At 55.4% G+C, this 18,574-nt stretch carries 17 protein-coding genes and 1 tRNA gene; 15 read left to right on the top strand and 3 right to left on the bottom strand.

What is annotated here, in order from left to right; translation table 11 throughout:
• Positions 1-345, bottom strand: a 345-nt coding sequence (locus HMPREF0574_RS00010; RefSeq protein ID WP_169303839.1) for an IS3 family transposase, incomplete at its 3' end; no start/stop codon positions are given.
• Between the two features lie 509 nt (positions 346-854).
• Here HMPREF0574_RS00010 and HMPREF0574_RS00020 point away from each other — a divergent pair.
• The 6 genes from HMPREF0574_RS00020 to HMPREF0574_RS00045 all read left to right on the top strand — a co-directional run bounded on the left by HMPREF0574_RS00020 (position 855) and on the right by HMPREF0574_RS00045 (position 7,780).
• Positions 855-927 (top strand) — tRNA-Arg (locus HMPREF0574_RS00020).
• A 467-nt stretch (positions 928-1,394) separates the two neighbouring features.
• On the top strand, positions 1,395-2,918 hold the full coding sequence (locus HMPREF0574_RS00025) for a basic amino acid/polyamine antiporter (protein ID WP_004006598.1): 1,524 nt from the start codon (positions 1,395-1,397) through the stop codon (positions 2,916-2,918).
• 239 nt (positions 2,919-3,157) lie between these two features.
• Positions 3,158-4,411, top strand: coding sequence for an arginine deiminase (locus HMPREF0574_RS00030; RefSeq protein ID WP_004006599.1), 1,254 nt, complete (start codon positions 3,158-3,160; stop codon positions 4,409-4,411).
• Between the two features lie 190 nt (positions 4,412-4,601).
• Positions 4,602-5,603: an ornithine carbamoyltransferase gene (argF, locus tag HMPREF0574_RS00035; RefSeq protein ID WP_004006601.1), complete on the top strand. Its 1,002-nt coding sequence runs from the start codon at positions 4,602-4,604 to the stop codon at positions 5,601-5,603.
• A gap of 3 nt (positions 5,604-5,606) precedes the next feature.
• Positions 5,607-6,566, top strand: a complete 960-nt coding sequence (arcC, locus tag HMPREF0574_RS00040) for a carbamate kinase (protein WP_004006602.1) — start codon at positions 5,607-5,609, stop codon at positions 6,564-6,566.
• 260 nt (positions 6,567-6,826) lie between these two features.
• On the top strand, positions 6,827-7,780 hold the full coding sequence (locus HMPREF0574_RS00045; RefSeq protein WP_236585900.1) for an acetylxylan esterase: 954 nt from the start codon (positions 6,827-6,829) through the stop codon (positions 7,778-7,780).
• On the opposite strand, the gene HMPREF0574_RS00050 is transcribed toward HMPREF0574_RS00045, so the two are convergent.
• Entirely contained in the window at positions 7,777-8,487 is a 711-nt protein-coding gene (locus tag HMPREF0574_RS00050) for a hypothetical protein (RefSeq protein WP_004006605.1), read from the bottom strand. The genes HMPREF0574_RS00045 and HMPREF0574_RS00050 overlap by 4 nt on opposite strands.
• A 58-nt stretch (positions 8,488-8,545) precedes the next feature.
• A complete protein-coding gene (locus tag HMPREF0574_RS00055) occupies positions 8,546-9,142 on the bottom strand; it encodes a ribonuclease H family protein (RefSeq protein ID WP_004006606.1) in 597 nt (198 codons plus the stop codon).
• A 627-nt stretch (positions 9,143-9,769) separates the two neighbouring features.
• Here HMPREF0574_RS00055 and HMPREF0574_RS00060 point away from each other — a divergent pair.
• From HMPREF0574_RS00060 to HMPREF0574_RS00100, 9 genes are read left to right on the top strand one after another with little or no spacing between them, the layout of a single operon-like run.
• The gene (locus tag HMPREF0574_RS00060; protein ID WP_004006608.1) at positions 9,770-11,749 is read left to right on the top strand and encodes an HAD-IIA family hydrolase; all 1,980 of its coding nucleotides are present in this window, start codon (positions 9,770-9,772) and stop codon (positions 11,747-11,749) included.
• Complete coding sequence (locus HMPREF0574_RS00065; RefSeq protein WP_004006609.1) at positions 11,739-11,924, top strand: hypothetical protein; 186 nt, start codon at positions 11,739-11,741, stop codon at positions 11,922-11,924. The genes HMPREF0574_RS00060 and HMPREF0574_RS00065 overlap by 11 nt, the downstream gene beginning before the upstream one ends.
• Complete coding sequence (locus HMPREF0574_RS00070; RefSeq protein WP_004006610.1) at positions 11,917-12,765, top strand: TlyA family RNA methyltransferase; 849 nt, start codon at positions 11,917-11,919, stop codon at positions 12,763-12,765. Before HMPREF0574_RS00065 ends, HMPREF0574_RS00070 begins: the two co-directional genes overlap by 8 nt.
• 59 nt (positions 12,766-12,824) lie before the next feature.
• On the top strand, positions 12,825-13,019 hold the full coding sequence (locus tag HMPREF0574_RS00075; RefSeq protein WP_236585898.1) for a trehalose phosphatase: 195 nt from the start codon (positions 12,825-12,827) through the stop codon (positions 13,017-13,019).
• Positions 12,991-13,845, top strand: coding sequence for an NAD kinase (locus tag HMPREF0574_RS00080; RefSeq protein WP_004006612.1), 855 nt, complete (start codon positions 12,991-12,993; stop codon positions 13,843-13,845). Before HMPREF0574_RS00075 ends, HMPREF0574_RS00080 begins: the two co-directional genes overlap by 29 nt.
• On the top strand, positions 13,845-15,572 hold the full coding sequence (gene recN / locus HMPREF0574_RS00085; RefSeq protein WP_004006613.1) for a DNA repair protein RecN: 1,728 nt from the start codon (positions 13,845-13,847) through the stop codon (positions 15,570-15,572). The genes HMPREF0574_RS00080 and recN overlap by 1 nt, the downstream gene beginning before the upstream one ends.
• On the top strand, positions 15,569-16,747 hold the full coding sequence (steA, locus tag HMPREF0574_RS00090) for a putative cytokinetic ring protein SteA (RefSeq protein WP_004006614.1): 1,179 nt from the start codon (positions 15,569-15,571) through the stop codon (positions 16,745-16,747). The genes recN and steA overlap by 4 nt, the downstream gene beginning before the upstream one ends.
• 42 nt (positions 16,748-16,789) lie before the next feature.
• Entirely contained in the window at positions 16,790-17,770 is a 981-nt protein-coding gene (locus HMPREF0574_RS00095; RefSeq protein WP_004006615.1) for a copper transporter, read from the top strand.
• A gap of 43 nt (positions 17,771-17,813) precedes the next feature.
• On the top strand, positions 17,814-18,563 hold the full coding sequence (locus HMPREF0574_RS00100) for a hypothetical protein (protein ID WP_004006616.1): 750 nt from the start codon (positions 17,814-17,816) through the stop codon (positions 18,561-18,563).
• Positions 18,564-18,574: the final 11 nt, after the last annotated feature.

An 18,574-nucleotide genomic window follows, 5' to 3' on the forward strand; every position in this document is an offset into this window, starting at 1 on the left:
GTCTGTAACAAAAGCTGTGTACACGAAACCCGACAAAGTTCTGACATAAGTGATATCCGCGACCCACAGCCGGTTTGGTCTATCTGCAGTGAAATCGCGGTTAACCAAATCCGGGCGTGTATCCGGGCGGGGTGAAGGCCGGGTAGTAACTGGTCTACGTCCCCTACGCGCCCCGCAAATCCCGGTCAGGCGCATCAACCTGCCAGTCTGTTCCCGCCCGATAGCAAACCCCGCCCGGCGCATAGCGTGCCAGATTTTACGAATCCCGTAAACACGGTAATTCTGGTCGAAAATCTTTACGATTTCCTCGATTAACAAGGCATCTCTCAATTGCCTAGCGCTCACTTTTCGGGTCTTTGCCGCCCGGTAACCACGTGGCGTGATAAAGCCCCCAACCGTGTGTTCTCTCATAACCCGGCAAATACGCTCGACCGAGAAACAATCACGATACTGGTCAATAAACGCAATCATTTCATCCCGGGATGGTCGAGTTCTTTGGCGAAAAAAGCCGATGCGAGCTTCAAAATCTCGTTCGTACGTTTAAGCTCTGCGTTTTCTTTACGCAACCGCCTTATCTCGGCAGATTCCTCTCGAGTGACCCCGGGGTCTTTCTCCCTGGTCTATCTCGGCTTGAACAACCCAGCGACGCAGTGATTCCCGGCTGACACCGAGTTTCAGTCCGATATCGCTGATAACCGCCCATCTCGAAACCCCAGAATCGTCTCGAAGCCGGTCAAACACCAACCCAACAGCACAATCCCTAAACTCCCGCGAATACTTCCAAGGCATGAAACAACCCTCACAAAAAACCTAGGAACAAAACCCGGGACGCTTCAATTAAACTTGTACGCGAAGCGCTCGTAGCTCAATGGATAGAGCATCTGACTACGGATCAGAAGGTTGGGGGTTCGAGTCCCTTCGGGCGCGCTGCTGAATGATTTTCACCGTCTTGGCGCAGTGTCGTTTTCCCGTTTCCTGGTTTTTCAGTCTGTTTGCGTGTGCCAGTGCCAGCAACGAATGCGCAACCCGTGGAATAACTTGCCAGGCACGGACTCAAATACCCCTTAAAGCCTGACGAGGCGAACAAACCCCACCGACCTTGTGCAGCCAGAGCCCGACGCTTGTGCCACCTCCCGAACGCGCTACCACCCCCCAAAACCGCCTACTGTAACATGAAAATATATGCATTCTCTGGATGCGGACTACAGGGGGACAAAGAAGGGTATACGCATAATTATTCAAATTTGGAAATCCCTCGATTTACGTGTGAACAGGTAATACAATGAATTAGTGCGAAAAATAACAGATGTTTTTAGGGCAGCGGCAATGGGGCGCATACCCCGAGAACGCTGTTTTCGAGACCGCACACTTCACTCCATATAGAAGGGTAAAGAATGAGCAACGACAATGCTGTTGCGGAAACAGAGGAAGTTAAGCTTCCCCTATTCCCGTTGATTGCTTTTGGTATAGGTTCCATGGTTGGAGCGGGTATCTTCGGGATACCGAGCCAGATGGCTGGCAAAGCGGCGCCGGGACCGCTGTTGATAGGTTGGTTGATTACCGGCATCGGTATGCTGATGCTGGCTTTCGTGTTCCAATCTCTGGCAACAACTCGTCCAGACATCACTGGTGGTGTTTATGGCTACGCACGCGAAGGTCTGGGCAACTTCGGCGGCTTTATGTCCGCCTGGTCATACTGGTTATCGGCTTGGGCCGGCAACCTCTCTTACATTGCCTTTTTCACGTCAGCTCTGGGTGGATTCGCGGTATTCTCCGGCTTGATGCAAGGAGATTCCGTTTCTATCGCGGGGTTGATATTCGGTCTGGTCTGCCTGTGGTTGATTCACTTCCTGATTTTGGCCGGTATCCGTACCGCAGCGTTCGTGAACACGATTGTTACCGCGGTTAAGATTATTCCGATTGTTGTCTTTATCATCTGTGCTGCTGTGGCTTTCAAGGTCGGTTTCTTTACGGCTGACTTCTGGGGCAACGTGGTGCAGGTTGGTCCCGAGGGCGAAGAAGTCGGGCTTGGTCCGGTGATGGCTCAGGTTTCCCACATGATGCTGGTTACGGTTTGGGTGTTCATCGGTATCGAAGGTGCTTCGGTGTACTCCACTCGTGCCAAGAAGTCCAGCGATGTGGCCAAGGCTACGGTTATCGCTTTCCTTACCGTGCTGGCATTGCTGGTATTTGTGAACGTCCTGTCCTACGGCTTGATGGCCCAGCCCGAGTTGGCTGGACTCGCCGATCCGTCCATGGGCGGTGCGATGGCGGCTGCGGTCGGTCCTTGGGGTGCCGGATTCATCAACATTGCGGTGCTAATCTCCGTGGCTGGCGCTATGCTGACCTGGGTCATGCTGGCCTCCGAGATTCTATTCGTGCCGGCAGCTGACCACAACATCATGGCGGCCTTTGGCAAGACGAACCGGAAAGGCTCCCCGACAGTTTCGCTGTGGGTGACCAACATTGTGTCTTCCATTGTCTACATCATCATGATTTTGGGCTTTGCCTCGAGCTACACCGACTTGATTACCATCGCGGCCTCGCTGATTATTCCGTGCTACGTGATTTCGGCAATCTACCAGATTATTCAGACCTCGCATGGACGCAACGAAGCGGAAGGTGTGAAGTCTTCTAAGGGCTACCGGATGTGCGTTGGCGTCATCGCTACCGTCTACACGGTCTGGTTGCTGTGGGCTGGCGGCATCGGGCTGCTGTTCCTCAACGGTTTGCTGTGGTTGATTGGCTCCCCGCTGTATTACAAGGGACGTAAGGAACAATATCCTGACCGGCCGGCTTTCCAGGGTAAAGACAAGATTTTGCTGGGCGTGGCTGTAGCTTTCACGGTACTGCTGATTATCTGGGTCACCGTATTCAAGGGTGACTTCATCAGCGCTATGTTCTGGAACGGTCTGTAAAGACTACCGACAATTGAATCTTGCGTTTTCTTTGGCGATGGCTCGGTGAGGTCACCCGACCGACCCGGGACATCGCCAAAGAAAACCTCTTGAAAGATAATTTCATATCCACACAGCATGAGGACTAAAGGGGTCCTCTCGGCTCGGTTCGTACACTTGTACCGATGACTATAAGTCTTCGCGCCCTGAGGCGACCTGCGTACGTACCAAAACAACGATTACGTTAGGAAGGAATCAATATGAACAACAAAGTTGGTGTTTACTCTGAGGCAGGGGTTCTGCGTACTGTGATGGTTTGCAGGCCTGATTTAGCTCATAAGCGGCTAACTCCTGAAAACTGCTCGGACCTACTATTCGATGATGTCTTGTGGGTCGAAGAAGCGCAGAAGCACCACGATGACTTCGTGGCTCAGATGAAGGCCCGCGACATCGAAGTACTCGATATGCAGGTCATGCTGAGCGAAATCCTGGATAACAAGGAAGCTCGCAAGTTTATCCTGGATCGCCGTGTCGCCGACGACATGGTTAACCCCATCGTCGCCAAGGACTTCCGTGATTACTTCACGGAAATGGACTCCAAGGAACTGGCACGTTACCTCATCGGCGGTATCAACCTCGATGAGATTCCCGATGAAGTCGGCGGCGTGTACAAGAAAGCTGTGACCCCTGACGGTTACAACCTGCACGACTGGATTTTCAATCCGCTGCCCAATACTCAGTTCACTCGTGACAACTCCGCTTGGGTGTTCAATGGCGTGTCCCTGAACCCGATGTACTGGCAGGCTCGCCGTCAGGAGACCCTCCTGACTCACGCGATTTACCAGTACCACCCGCGTTTCGCTAACGAGGACTTTAACATCTGGTTCGGCGCTGACCCAGACAAGAAGTGGCACCCCAACACCTTCATCGAAGGCGGCGACGTGATGCCTCTGAAGGATGGTGTGCTGCTGGTCGGCATGGGCGAGCGTACCTCGCTCAACGCCACTACGGAGCTGGCCAAGGAATTGTTCGCCAAGAAGGCTGCTGAGCGCGTCATCGTGGCGCGTATTCCGCGGACTCGTGCGGCAATGCACCTGGACACCATCTTTACGTTCTGCTCCGAGGACGTCGTAAACGCTTACATGCCTTACGTCGACAATACTTGGACCTTCTCGCTGCGTCCTGATGAGTCCAAGTCCAGCGGCGTCGACATTCGCCGCGACGGCACGAAGCTGGTCGACACCTTGAACGAAGCGCTGGGCGTGAAGTTCCATGTCTGCCCCACCGGCGGCGACTACTTCAACGTCGAACGCGAACAGTGGAACGACGCGAACAACACCCTGGCTATTGCACCGGGGGTTGTGATGGGCTACCGCTCCAACATCGAGACCAACAAGAACCTGCGCAATGCTGGTATCGAGGTCCTCGAGATTGACGGCGCCGAACTCGGTCGTGGCCGCGGTGGCTCGCGTTGCATGAGCTGCCCGATTGCTCGCGACCCGCTCTACAAGTAGAGCCACTCGTAAGCGGTTATAAGTTTCCCCTCCGGGCTGCCTCGGAGGTTATCAACGGGGCAGCCCACGGGGGTATGTTTTTTCTGGCCGGTAACCGTAGCGGTGCTGTTATGGTACTATCCAGAAATTTGGAGATTATTCTCCACGCATTACCCATCAACAAGAAAAAACCTATTTGAAAGGAAAACCCATGACTGATTTTCACGGTCGTCACTTTTTGAAAGAACTCGACTTTACTCCTGCCGAGTGGCTGGAACTGCTCGAGCTGGCTGCTGAACTGAAAGCCGCGAAGAAAGAAGGTCGCGAAGTTCAGTACCTGAAGAACAAGAACATTGCTCTGATTTTCGAAAAGACTTCGACCCGTACCCGCTGCTCTTTTGAAGTTGCTGCCTACGATCAGGGCGCTCACGTAACCTATCTGGATCCCTCCGGCTCTCAGATGGGTCACAAGGAGTCTATTGAGGATACTGCCCGCGTGTTGGGTCGTTTCTATGACGGTATCGAATACCGTGGTGACTCCCAGCACAAGGTAGATGTCCTGGCTGAAATGTCCGGCGTGCCGGTGTGGAACGGCTTGACCGATGCTTGGCACCCCACCCAGATGCTGTGTGACATGCTGACCATGCACGAGCAGAGCGGCAAGCCTTACAACGAGATTTCTTTCGCTTACGTGGGCGACTCCCGCTTCAACATGGCTAACTCTCTGTTGATTTCCGGCGCGATGCTGGGAATGGACGTGCGGATTGTGGCTCCTAAGGAACTGTGGAACTCCCCGGAGATTATTGCTAAGGCTGAAGAAATCGCCAAGCAGACCGGTGCCAAGATCCTGCACACCGAGAGCGTTGATGAAGGCGTCAAGGGCGTGGACTTCGTCTACACCGATATTTGGGTTTCCATGGGTGAGCCGAAGGAAGTTTGGGATGAACGCATCAAGCTGCTGAAGCCCTACCAGGTGAACGCTGAACTGATGGCCAAGACTGGTAACCCGAACACCAAGTTCCTGCACTGCTTGCCGTCTTTCCATGACCGCCACACGACCGTTGGTGAAGACATCTACCAGAAGTACGGCTTGGACGGTATGGAAGTAACCGACGATGTCTTTAACGGTGAATGCTCCGTGGTGTTCGATCAGGCCGAAAACCGGATGCACACGATTAAAGCCGTAATGGTGGCGACGCTAGGAGAGAAGTAAGAGATGCGTATAGTTATTGCTTTGGGCGGCAACGCCCTGCTGCGCCGTGGAGAAAAGCCGGATTCCGCCACGCAGATTGCTAACGTTGAGCTGGCAGTGCAGAAACTCGCGCCCTTGGCGGAAGAACATGAAGTGGTTATCACCCACGGTAATGGTCCCCAGGTTGGCGTGTTGGCTTTGCAGTCAGCTAACGATCCGAATCTGACCCAGCCCTATCCTTTCGATACTTTGGGTGCACAAACCCAGGGCATGATTGGTTACTGGCTGTTGCAGTCTCTGCAGAATAACCTTCCGGGGCGGCATGTGGCTTCTTTCGTGAACCAGACTCTGGTTTTGGCTGGAGACCCTGCATTCGATAACCCGACCAAGTTCGTAGGCCAGGTTTACAACAAGGAAGAATCCGAAGAGCTGGCGAAGTCTCGTGGCTGGATAATGAAAGCTGACGGAGAGTACTTCCGTCGCGTTGTCGGCTCGCCTAAGCCGCAGCGTGTGGTAGAGACCCGGTTGATTCGCCGGATGCTCGACATTGGCGCTGTCGTGGTCTGCGCGGGTGGCGGCGGTATTCCTGTCGTCCGTAATGAAAAGGGCAAGCTGCAGGGCGTGGAGGCAGTAATCGACAAAGATTTGACTGCCGCGACCCTGGCCGAGCACCTGGATGCCGATTTCCTGATGATTTTGACCGATGTTCCCGCTGTAATGGAGAACTTCGGCACTCCCGAGCAAAAGGAAATTCACCGGGCCAGCCCTGCCGCTATGCGCGCAGGTGGCTTCCCCGCCGGCTCTATGGGGCCGAAGGTCGAAGCAGCTTGCCGCTTTGTCGAGCTGACCGGTGATGTTGCTGCGATTGGGCAGCTCAGCGATGCTCAAAAGATTATCGCGGGTGAATCTGGCACCATCATTACCCCCGGCGGTAATTACAGTGGTCCCGATGAGATTACCCGTCGCGACTGCAAGAAGATGTAGTACCAAGATGGTGCGGCTGTCACCATCTCGGAAGGCTTGAAAACGCCTTTCGTTGCGAATAATCTGTATTCGCGGGGAAGCTTAGGCTTCCCCGCGAATCGCATTTAACTGCATGAACCACAAGGCCTTCGACCTGATTTGGTAGCGTAACTCAAAAATGAAATAGTTTAGGATTATAGCGTTTGCAGATGCAGTCAAGAGTGCGATGGACTTGGATAAGGGCATCCGGTGGATCCGCGGGGAGGACAATGCTAACCGGTATGGAACGAACCGAACTGGAAAAATTTTCACCGCAGGTCAATTTGCCCGCGGACTTCGTAACTTTTTGGAGCAACACGCTGCAGGACTCTCGTCAGATTCCAGCACATATTCAACTGCAACAGGTCAATACCCCGATAGAGACCGTCGAATTTTACGATGTGACCTTTCCCGGATTTGCCGGGGAGAGCATCAAAGGTTGGTTGGCAGGAGCGCCTGGATTTACCAAGTGTGAAGGTCAACCCCTCATCGTGGAGTACCTCGGCTACGGTGTGGGGCGTGGGGTACCCGGAGAACGCCTGTTCTGGCCTTCTGCCGGTTACGTGCATCTCATTATGGACAGTCGCGGTCAAGGTGGAGACTGCGGCACCGGGGGAGCCACTCCTGACCCGCATCCAGCCCCTCCACACGCCTTCGGGTTCTTTACCCTGGGCATCGAAAATCGTGAAACCTATTATTTTCGCCGTCTGATAACTGACGCCCACCGAGCTATTGATGCCGCAGCGACCTTAAACTTTATCGACCCGAAACGAATTTTTGTAGCTGGAGCGTCCCAAGGCGGAACCTTGGCGGTTTGTGTCGGAGCGTGGCACCAGGGCGTGCGGGCAGTGTTGTCGGATTTAGCTTTGGGCAACGTAATGTATGGGGTCAGCCATAATAATCACATGCCTTACCGGGAAGTGCAGCGTTATCTGCGTGCCTATCCGGATCAATACGAGCAGGTAGAAACAACCCTGTCGTATTTTGATGCCGTCAATTTTGCGCGACAAGCCATGCACCCGGCCTATTTCTCAGTGTCGCTCAGCGATGAGTACGTGCCTCCCGCCTGCACCTACTCAATCTTCAACGAGTGGAGCGGAGATAAATGCCTGGAAGTGTATCCCTTTAACGAACACGACGACCCGAATCTGCACCACCTGTTAAAGCAACACGCCTGGTTGGAGCAGTTCCACTAACTTTCTATGGCGTCCCAGTCCGGGGTGTGCGCTGAAAGCGGAGGTCGCCAATCGGGCGCCGATTGCGGGCTTGCCAGCAGGGCGATTTGGGTATTGACCCCTTTCACCGTATCTAGGGCGAGTTTACGTCCGGAGATAAACCCCAGCGCTCCGCCAATACCCAGGGGAATGAAACGCCCCACAAGGTGTCCCGAAAGTTTTTTAGAAATCTTTTTCCCCGCGAACTGAGCCAAAGCCTTATTGGCTGAGCTCAGAGTGGCGGTAGCATTGTTGGCAACTTGAATTCGTGCCCAATTCCAGATGCCCACTCCAGCTTGGTCATAGACCACTTTGCTCGCCTCATCCCCAAGGATTGCCGAGAGCACCAAAGTCTTGCGCGCTTCCAAATTTTCGGTGGCAATACCGGAAAGCCGCGCCATAGTCAACACATAAAGCGCCGTATTGGCAGCAAATACGCTCAGTTCTAGCCCGGTCAAAGCTGCCCCGATTGCCAGCCCGGAGCCAGGAACCGCGGCTCCTGCCCCCACTCCTGCCGATGCCGTTTGAGATACCCGCACGTAGCGCCGCGTCACCAAATCCATCAGCTCAGGTGTGGAAATCCCCCGATGCTTATCTAGTAGCCGGGCAACTGTTCGCTCGATATGCCGTTCCGGCAGACCCAACATCGCATCCAGCAGGGCATCAATATTTGGGGAGAGTTTCTGCATATGACCAATCTATCGCGAAGAGCGCGATTTCTCGCGGGGACGGTGTATCTGAGAACAGCTAAAACAAAGTTCCCTGAATCCCTGCGCCTCCAGTTTCTAGTGGCGCGTCGGCTGTAATCGGGCTTACAGAAGAACAGGCATTTACAGGCGACTGGGATGGTGCTGCCAAGGCACACAGCTCCGGGCTCAAGCCTGGACCAGTTTGAGGGGAACGTCCCTGTTGATATGCGGTAGCAGCCCCCCGAGCCAGCTTGTCGACTTTCTCGTTGAGAGTGTGTCCGGCGTGACCTTTTACCCAGCGGAAGTCCACCGCGCGTCCCGACAGTTCAGCATCTAGGCGTTTCATCAGGTCATCGTTCAGCACCGCTTTGCCGTCAGCTTTGCGCCAGCCGCGGCGTTTCCATCCCGGCATCCACTTCGTTACCGAGTTGATGACATATTGAGAATCACACAGGAAATGAATGGTCAGGTTGGGAATATCGGAAGTCTTTTCCAAAAAGTCCACCACCGCCATCAGTTCACCACGGTTGTTCGTGGACTTTGTCCAGCCGCCTGCTGACCAACAATTTTCGTCAACGTACCACGCCCATCCGGCTGGTCCGGGATTTCCCAAGGCAGAGCCGTCCGCCGCTACTGTGATTTCCATGTTTTCCATCCTAAGGGCAAGAGGTGCGAAAACGACAGCGGTACTAGCACCTGCAGAAAAACAAAACTGAGGATTTTAACTGCTCTAGGTACGTGTAGACTTAATGATGAAAACAGAATAGTGGATTGATTGCAAAGGATAAGAACAGTGACAGAATCAGACAATCCTCGTCCTTGGGAAAACTTGGCAGAGGAACCGAAAGAAAATTGGCGCGAGCGCAAAGGCGAGTCTCGCGAAAATGAGGGGGACGACCGCGGGTCGCGCGGTGACAAACGAGATAACGAACGTAAAGGTCGCGGGGGGTTCAAAGGCGACCGTAAAGGCGGATACAAGTCAGGTGGCAAGTACAGTCGCGAGGAACGCGGTGGAAAACGTGGCGGCTACTCGGGACGCCCTCGTCGCGACAACGACCGCGATGATTGGCGGCGCGATGACCGGGGTGGCAAACGTAACTTTGAGCGTGGCGGGGAACGCCGTGACTCGGGGCGCTCGGGTTTCCGCTCCGCAGGTTCGGAACGTGGCTCACGCTACAACGATCGGGGATACAACCGCAGTCGCACCGGGTCGGATAAACGCGGTCACGGTACGACCGGACGCTCCCGGTATCTGGAAATCCCCGCTTCAATTACTTGGGATATGTTGGATAAAGAGGCTTGGTCTCGCCTGAGTCCGCTGCCGAAAGAAACCGCGGAAAACGTGGCTCGGCACCTGGTCATGTCCGCGGAACTGTTCGACACGCAGCCCGAACTGGCTCATGAATATGCGCGGGCAGCCCTAAAGATGGCTTGGCGTATCGACGTGGTTCGTGAAGCTGTTGCTTTGACTGCCTACGCCTGTGGCAAGTACAGTGAAGCACTGCGCGAAGTGAAAACTGCCCGGCGGATGAGCGGCATCGAAGTGCTGAAATCGGTAGAAGCCGACTCGGAACGCGGTCTGGGACGTCCCGAAAAAGCGTTGGAAATCATCAAGTCGGTGAAACCGGGGGATTTGGATCGAACGGAACAATTTGAACTTGCTTTGGTGGAGTCCTCTGCCAGGGCAGATTTGGGTGAATATGAGACCGGGCTGGCAGTCATTGAAGCAGCCTTGGCTCAGGTGGATTCCGATGCAGAGAGCTTTGAATATGGACGACTACTCAGCGTGAAGGCTGACCGGCTGCGTGAGCTGGGGCGGGATGAGGAAGCCGCCGCTGCACAGGCGTTAATTCCGCGGGAACCAGAGGACGTTGAAATCCTCGATATTCAAGAAGCTGAAGAAGCCGAGCAAAAGGCTAACCCGACCACTTTGCAAGGGGCGAATGTCCCCCTGGCTCAGCTTTACCCCCTGTTACTTACCGATTTGGACGGGGTAACCTGGAATGGGGCGCAACCGGTAGATGGGGTCGCGCAAAGCATTTCCGCAGGTCGCGAATTGGGCGGAAAGTTCGTGTTCCTGACCAATAATGCGGCGCGCATACCGCAAGACGTGGTGGCGAAATTAGCTGCTGCTGGGGTTGAAGTCGAACCCGATGACATCGTGACTTCCGCGCAAGATGGGGCAGCAAAGCTCAGCGAACTGCTGGAACCGGGGTCGAAAGTCCTGTGCGTCGGGGGTGAAGGAGTGCCACATGCGGTGCAGGAGGCGGGCTTTGAAGCCGTGTCCACGGCTGACCAAAAGCCTGCGGGGGTCTTGCAAGGACTTGGTTTCGAGGTGGGCTGGGCAGAACTGTCCGAGGCCTGTTACGCCATCGCGAACGGCGCGAAGTGGGTGGTTACAAATATGGATTACTCTCTGCCGACCGAAAAAGGCCGAGGCATCGGTAACGGTTCCCTGGTGGAAGCGATTCGTCGTGTTACCAAGAGCGAACCGATAGTGTGCGGCAAGCCGGAACTTTCTATCTACGATTTAGCGATTAAGCGTTGCCACGATTATCTGATGGGAAATGAAGAAATCGCCGCGGAAGTCAAAGCCAATGAAGAAGCCGCTGCGGCGGCACGTGAGCAGGCAAAGCAGGCTCGTGAAGCCAAAGAGGATCCGGATAGCGAACCCGTAGTTCTCAGCGAGGCGGACCTGGCGAAAGAAAAAGAATTCGATCGGGTGAAGGCGGCGGAACGTAAACACCGAATCTTGAAACGGCACGCACTGGCCATTGGCGACCAATTGGCAACCGACATCCTCGGGGCAAACAACGCCCAGTTGGCGTCTTGTGTAGTGCTGACTGGGCTCACTAAACCTCGTGATTTAGTGATGGCTCCGCCCGCCCAAAGACCCACCTTTGTGGCTCTGGATTTGGCTGACCTGTCAGTACCGATTGAACGTCCGGAACTGCGCAATCGCGGCTGGTGGTACACCGAAAACACGCGGGCTCGGGTCAATGGCCACGATATTGAAGTCCGCGGGCTGGGAGTGTTAAGCGAGGACGGTACCGTCGTATCTCTGGGAGAATTCCGCGCTATTCTGGCAGCCGTATGGTACGCCCGCGAGCAGGGCAACCGAGTGGATTGCCCCGAGTTTAGCGTGGTGCGTGAAGTCGAACGAGACTACGGCGAGGAAGACGACCTAGACCCCGACGAAACCGCTCCTGAGTACAACGACGCAAAACCGGTGGTGGAACAAGGGACCACAGATGTCGAATAAACAAGCTCCCACTCCTGCGGCATTGAATGCCCAGGACCTGCATGATTACCGGGAAGAAATTGAAGCTGCGCACGAAGCACCCCTGGAATCACAGCTGGAACTGCTGCAAAAGGTAGCCACCGACCTGCAGACGGTCTTACACGGGGACGAGGCGCTGTCAGCGAGTCATGGGTAAACGCGCGAGGCTAGACACGGAGCTGGTGCGCCGTCACTTGGCTCCCAGCCGCACCCAAGCGGCAGCGATGATTACTGCCGGGCAAGTGTTGGTCGATGGTCAGGAGGCTCTGAAACCTGCTCGGCAGGTCGAATTGAGCTCGGCCATCGTACTGCGCGACCCGGACACAGTCCACTATGTGTCTAGGGGTGCCCACAAATTGTTGGGGGCGCTAGATTACCTGGAGCTTTATGGACCATCGACACCGGTGATAGCCGGGGCGGTGTGTCTCGACGCAGGTGCCTCCACAGGCGGATTTACCGACGTGTTATTGCGTCGTGGCGCGACCAAAGTGTTTGCGGTTGATGTGGGCTATGGTCAACTGGCATGGAGTTTGCGCACCGACAGTCGAGTGGTGAACCTCGAACGAACCAACGTGCGCACGCTGGATTCCGCCCTCATCACCCCGCCTGCGGACCTGGTCGTGGGGGATTTGTCCTTTATCTCACTAGGTTTGGTTCTGCCGGCACTACAACGCGCCGCCAACTCGCAGGCGCAGTACCTACTGATGGTGAAACCTCAGTTTGAAATCGGTCGCGACGGCTTGGGGCGCGGAGGCGTGGTCAGGAATCCTGATGATCGGGGAGAGACCGTCAAGAATGTTGCCCATCAGGCGCACGTGGCAGGACTGGCGGTACTGAACGTGGCTCCGGCTGGACTGCCAGGTCCCAGTGGAAATGTTGAATACTTCCTCTACCTCACCGCGCAGTCTGTGGCGCGGCAGCGAAATCTCCCCGACCTGGAGGGTGAGTTGTTAGAAAACGCCGTTGCGGAAGCTATTGCCAAGGGACCGCAGACGTAAAACATCCGTGCCCAATGGCTTGTGGGTGTGAGAAAATGGAGCGGATAGAAGGGAAAGTTATGGAACAGGAAGTCCGGGGTATGCTGGGGGCGACACCGCCGGAACAACTACAGACTGGTGACGACGTGTGTCAGGATTTGGGAGGATACGCGGATTGCTGCGGAGCCAGCGAGGCTGAGCCCGCTGGTGAATATCAACCTCCCAGCCCGGAATTAGTCCAGAAATATGCACGAAAGGCGCATCCTGGTGAGTAAAGAACGAACCATTATGGTGTTTCACCACCATTACCGCCAGCCCGCTATTGTGGCGGCAGCCAGTGTCCGTGGATACCTGGAAAATGCGGGAATCACCGTGGTAGATCGCACCAGTACGGAGCCAATTGAGCTCATCATTGTGCTGGGTGGGGACGGAACCATTCTGGAAGCTGCGAATATCGCTCATCGTCAGGGCGTCCCGGTCATTGGAGTTAATCTGGGGCACGTGGGATTCCTCGCCGAAGCAGAGGAAGAAGAGCTTGGTGAGCTGTGCGAGCGGGTGGTGCGCGGTGAGTATCAGGTGGAACGCAGAATGTGCATCGACGTGGAAGTGCGTCATCCTGATGGTTCAGTGCAATCAGAGTGGGCTGCCAATGACATCGCGGTGTTGAGCACCGATAAAGGTCATCCCGCACTGCTGGCTTTTGGCGTTGATGGAGAAGCAGTTTCCGAGTACGGGGCGGACGGTTTAATCGTATCGACTCCGACGGGGTCTACTGCCTATAACTTTTCGGTCGGGGGTCCGGTGGTATGGCCTGATGTGCAAGCCTTGGTGCTTTCCCCACTGGCTGCTCACGGCTTGTTTACACGTTCCCTGGTGCTGGGACCCTCGTCAGTGCTAGAGATTCAAGTGCTGCCCCAACAGGTGCAGGACTGCGAAGTTTGGGCTGATGGGAGACGGATTTTGCCCGCACCGTTGGGGTCTTCTATTCGGGTCACGAAGTCCACCACCGATATGCAGTTGGCGCGATTGGTATCCCTGCCGTTCTCCGCTCGGTTGGTGAAAAAATTTGGTTTACCCGTGGAAGGGTGGCGAGGTCGCTAATGCTGGAATCGCTGCGGATTGAAAATTTGGGGACGATTAGCTCCGTCGCGCTGGAGTTTAGTCCAGGGTTTACGGTCATTACTGGCGAGACTGGAGCCGGTAAAACTATGCTGCTGACTTCGCTGGACTGGCTGCTGGGGGCAAAAGTCGAGCCCGCACTGGTTTCCCACGGTGCTCAAAAGGCCGTGGTTGAGGGTAGTTTTCAGGTGGATAACGCGGCTGGAGCAGTCGTGGAAGAAGCCGGTGGGGTGGTTGAGGACGGCGTAGCCGAGGTGTCAAGAGTGGTGCCCTTAGCTTCACGTTCCAAGGCTCACCTGGGAGGACGCACGGTTCCTGCCGCTATTTTGGGTGAGTTCGGTTCTAGCTTGGTGTCGGTTCATGGTCAAGCCGCGCAAGGTCGGCTACGTACCGAGCGGGCTCAGCGTGACGCTTTGGATGCTTATGGAGACGAACCGCATAGGCGGGCTTTGGAACGGTACCTTCGAGATTGGGAGGCTTTGAGTCTCGCCCAGAAGGCTTTTACTCAGTGGGAAGTCAACGCTGAAAAGCGCGAACAACGCCGTGAAGTGTTGGAACGGTTTTGTGAGGAGTTTGACACTCTCCGGCCTGAGGACGGCGAATTCACGGAACTTAGTGCCAGTGTAGCGAAACTGTCCAACGTGGAAAGTTTGCGTGAAAACGTCGCTGCGGCGCTGGGGGCTATTGAAAATGAGGCGGATTCCACCCCGACAGCCATCGATTTGGTCGCCGTGGCCTCCCGAGCTCTACAGCGGGCGGCGGAAGAGGACTCGAGCTTGCAAGAGGTCGCGCAAAGCGTGAGTGGAGTCGGCTATGCCCTCGACGATGCGGCTCGTGAGCTGGGGGTTTATCTGCAGGATTTGAATGCTGACCCGGAGGCACTCCAGGAGGCTTTAAGCCGGCGGGCCGCGTTTACCGATTTGAGTTTACGCTTGGGAGTGGAACCGGAAAACTTGGGCACGGCATGGCAGGATACCGTTACCGAGATGCAAGGTCTGCAGGGCGGAACGGAACATTTAGAACAGCTACGCCTCGCGAAGGAAGCTGCGGCTGAGGCAGTAAACCAGTCGGCAGCAAAACTGCATGAGGCTCGTGAAAAAACGGCACGCGCGCTCAGTAAGGCGATTAATGCGGAACTGGTGGGGCTGGATATGAAAGACACCCAGGTCAACGTGGAAGTCCGCCAAAAGGAGCCAGGTGCCCACGGCGCTGACCGAGTTGAGTTTATGCTGCGCCCGCACCCAAAAGCTCCTGTGCTGGCATTATCTAGCGCCGCCTCTGGCGGGGAACTTTCCCGTATCATGCTAGCTCTGGAAGTGACCCTGGCAGACCGGAGTTCCCGGTTATCCCAGACCAATCAAACTATCCAAAACCCGCAGAACGTCGGGACTCGTGGCACTTTTGTGTTCGATGAAGTCGACGCGGGGATTGGAGGGCAAGCCGGTATTGAAGTCGGGCGGCGTCTGGCACGTCTGGCTCAGGAATATCAGGTCATTGTGGTGACTCACCTGGCACAGGTCGCGGCGTTTGGAGACAGCCAGGTGCAGATTACCAAGAGTGGCGGGGAGAGCCGGATTACAGTGCTGAATCAGGAATCGCGACGCGAGGAGCTGGCGCGGATGATTTCCGGGACGAAGCTCACAAAAACGGCGCTTGCGCACGCCGATGAGTTAATCGAACTGGCTCGTGTGGGACAATCGGAGTCATGATGGCATTGTTTGGCCGAAAACGTAATCAAAAGACAGGAACCAACCTGGGCGGTCTGGTACGCATTGATACACGTACCAAAAATCTGACAAAACGCTTGGGAGCTGGAGAAGTCGCCGTTATTTCGCACCAAGATTTAGACTGGGTGGCTGCCGAGTCACTGAAGGCAATCGAACCTGCCGCGGTGCTGAATGCAGAAAAGTCCACTTCTGGACGATACCCGAACCAAGGACCGAAAGTCCTCATTGAGGCGGGAATTCCCCTCATAGATGATTTAGGTTCGGACATTATGAGCCTGAAAGAAGGTCAACGCGTCGAAATTCGGGATAACCAGGTGTTTTGTGAGGGCAAGCTGGTTGCCGAAGGAGTGCGACAGACCGAGGAAACGAACGCTGCCAATATGGAGGCAGCGAAGGCTTCCCTGGGCGTCCAGATTGAGGCTTTCACTGCCAACACTATGGAATACCTAAAGAAGGAACGGGATTTGATTCTTGATTCCGTGGGTGTTCCGGATTTGCGGACGAACTTTACCGGACGCCAGGTCTTGATGGTGGTACGTGGTTACAACTACAAAGAAGACCTGCTGATGCTCAAGCCCTACATTCGCGAGTATCGCCCCATCCTGATTGGAGTAGATGGCGGAGCGGATGCGCTGTTAGAGAACGGTTTGAAGCCTGACCTGGTGGTGGGCGATATGGACTCCGTGACCGATAAGGCACTGACCTGCGGGGCGGAAATCGTGGTACATGCCTATCCCAATGGAAAAGCCCCCGGTTTGACCAGGGTGCAGGAACTTGGTGTGGAGCACGTAGTGTTTCCGGCCGCGGGCACGTCTGAAGACATCACGATGCTCTTGGCAGATGAAAAAGGTGCCGAACTCATCGTCGCCTTGGGAACCCACGCCACCTTGGTGGAATTCCTGGACAAGGGACGTGCCGGAATGTCCTCAACTTTCTTGACCCGCTTGAAAGTTGGCAGCAAACTCATCGATGCCAAGGGCGTTTCCAAACTTTATCGTCCCCGAATTGCGAACTGGCAGATGGGATTGTTAGTGGTGGCTGGTCTGTTGGCAATGCTGGCAGCATTAGGCTCAACCACGGGCGGACAGACTTTCCTGGGGCTGGTGGCTGCGAACATGGATGCCTGGTGGCATGGCCTGAGGGGCTTGATTGGATAACTGAGATTGTGAATTTGTGAAAGTTAGATTGGAAGAAAACTTATGATTGATTTTCGGTATCACCTGGTTTCGCTGGTGGCGGTTTTCTTGGCTCTCGCGGTGGGGATTATCCTTGGCGCTGGACCGTTGGCTGATCCCATCGGGGACACTTTGACGGGGCAAGTCGACAAGCTCCGGGAAGATCGTAATCAGCTCAACGATCAACTGACCCAAGCCCAGTCTCGAATCAATGTACAAGACCAGACGGTGGAACAGTTCGCGCCGCGGATATTCAACGGACTTCTGCAAGGCACGGGGGTTGCACTGGTGGTGCTGCCGGATGCCGAAGCTGAAGATGTGAAATCCGTGAGTGAAATTGTTACCGCGGCGGGTGGTAGCGTCAACGCTCAAATCAACTTACAAGATAGCTTCTTCGCCCCCGCGAAACAGGCTTACCGGGATGCGCTTTCCGGTCAAATCAGACAGTACCTGACCGATACCGCCCGTGCCACCACGCCGGAATCCACTTTGGCAGCGGCGATTGGTCAGCTGATTTTCACCGGTCAAAATGATTCGCTTTCTGGAATTCTGACGGTGGAAGAAACCCCCCTTATTCAGGTTGCTAACCCAGCGACTCAACCGGCTCGCTCCGCGATTATTGTGGGTTCCGGTCCGCTGAAACCGCAGAATGAGAAACAGCAGAAGGCATCGGAAAAAAGAACCAAGAGCATCGTTGAATTCGCGCAGACCCTCAATACGTTTGCCTCGGGAGTGGTGCTTTACGGTTCGGCTCAGGGAGAGAACGACCTCTTGACCAAAGTGCGGGCGGGCGGAAATCCCGTTCCCACGGTGGACGGCATCGGTACCAAAACTTCACTTCTTTCTCTGCCATTTGCTTTGGTGGCACGTATGAATGGCACTGCTGGAGCCTGGGGCAGTGAACAGAAAGCCTCCGCCCTGGTGCCGCCCTTCATGGAAGTTCCTGCTCCGCCCGCTCCAACTGAGGCCCCCGCCGCCCCGGTCGATTCACCAGCTCCACAGTGAGATTCGGTCAAAACAATCCAGGAACAAAACCGGAAGGCAAGTTATGCAGATTAACTTCCAGCGCACGAATTTCCACGGTCGGAATGTGAGTCTCTGGGGAGGGACAGCAGTTGGTGTCTTGCTGCCGGTAGCTCAAATCATTTCGGGAAGGCGGAATTCTACGGCTCTGCAGGTCGCTATAGCTGCGGCGGGTAGCGCCGCGGCAGGGTTCTTTGACGACATGTCTGACGGCGATGCTACCAACAAGTCCACTAAAGGGCTGCGCGGTCATATCGGGGCATTGAAAGAGGGGCGATTGAGTCCCGGTTTGATTAAAATGTTGGCTCTCATAGCTACAGGGGCTGTGGCAGCTCGCCCACGCCGCGATATTTGGGGTTGGATAATCCAAGCCGGGGTTATCGCGGGGAGCGCAAACTTGCTCAATCTGTTGGATCTCAGACCGGGTCGGGCTCTCAAAGTGGCGTTACTGGGAGGCGCTGCCGGATTCTTACCCGCCCACAGTGGGTGCAACTTCGCACGTCGACGCCTGGCGGCAACAAACTGTGCTGTTATCGCCGCTGCCCTGCCCTTAGATTTGCGTGAAGTCACCATGTTGGGCGACACGGGCGCAAACGCTTTGGGAGCAGCTTTGGGAACCACTTGGTCGCAGGGAAGAACTACCCGCACCAACCTCGTGACCTTGGCGGGAATCGCTGTCCTGACCCTGGCTAGTGAAAAAATCAGTTTCTCGAAAGTCATCGACAGTCACCCGGTGCTAAAAGCTGGAGACAACTGGGGACGTTTGCCCGCGTAGGATTCGCGTGG

Source organism: Mobiluncus curtisii subsp. curtisii ATCC 35241 (genome assembly GCF_000146285.1).
In the GTDB taxonomy this organism is placed as follows: Bacteria; Actinomycetota; Actinomycetes; order Actinomycetales; family Actinomycetaceae; genus Mobiluncus; species Mobiluncus curtisii.